Genomic DNA, 889 nt, shown 5'->3' with positions numbered 1-889 from the left:
CCGGCGGCGAGCAGCTTGGCGAGCTGTTCGATGGTGGTCTCGGTGATATGGCCCGCCGGAAGCATGACCCACACGGCGCGCGGCGCGTCGAGCTTGCGCACCAGCTCCTCGAGCCCGCCGGCCCCGGTCGCGCCCTCGCGCGTCAGCGCTTCGACCGCTTGCGGGTCCCGGTCGTACACCACGGCATGATGGCCATCCTTCATCAGGCGCCGGACGATGTTTCCGCCCATCCGGCCGAGGCCGATCATGCCGATCTGCATGCGCAAGTCTCCGTGATTTCTTATGGGCTGTGCGCGGTGGCGCAGTCCCAGTGTCGGTTAGTTACTCCTCGATCTCTCCGTCATTGCGAGGAGCGAAGCGACGAAGCAATCCAGATGCCTTGCTCGGAGCCTGGATTGCTTCGCTTCGCTCGCGATGACGGCGAGATGTCGTCTCACTCCAGCGCTTGTTTGATCGCCGCGCCGAGCGACTTCAGCCCGGCGCCGAGATCGCCCTTGAGGTGAACCCGCAGGGCGCGGCGGCCGCGTTCGGTGAGAACGTCGAAATCGCCGCGCGCCTGCGCCGCTTTGATGACGCCGAAGCTGGCGGTCTGGCCCGGCACCGGCAGGTCAGCGGCATCGTCGGCGGTGATCTGCAGGAAGACGCCGCTGTCCGGTCCGCCCTTGTAGGCCTGCCCGGTCGAGTGCAGGAAGCGCGGGCCGAATTCGGCACAGGTCGCCACCCGGCGCTGGTCGCGGACGCGCAGCCGGATGTCTTGCAGCGCGTCGATATGCGCGGCGTTGCGCTCGATGTAGGCGAGCAGGGCGAAATAGTCGCCGGCATTGACGCGCGACAGATGCGCCTTCAGCCAGGATGCGACCGTGCCGTCGGCACCCGCCTTGCGCAGCGC

The 889-nt window shown here is 67.8% G+C and carries 1 protein-coding gene and 1 pseudogene; both read right to left on the bottom strand.

The genetic code is table 11. The features are described from left to right. Positions 1–260: NAD(P)-binding domain-containing protein (locus tag DYI24_RS27235; protein WP_164574530.1), on the bottom strand; the 260-nt coding region annotated here is incomplete at its 3' end. Positions 261–433: 173 nt separating this feature from the next. Then, positions 434–889, bottom strand: a pseudogene (locus DYI24_RS27230) (bifunctional transaldolase/phosoglucose isomerase); the annotation flags it as partial.

The organism is Rhodopseudomonas sp. BR0C11, assembly GCF_010820945.1.
Classification (GTDB): Bacteria; Pseudomonadota; Alphaproteobacteria; order Rhizobiales; family Xanthobacteraceae; genus Rhodopseudomonas; species Rhodopseudomonas palustris_H.
This window is presented reverse-complemented; position numbering and strand designations above follow the sequence as displayed.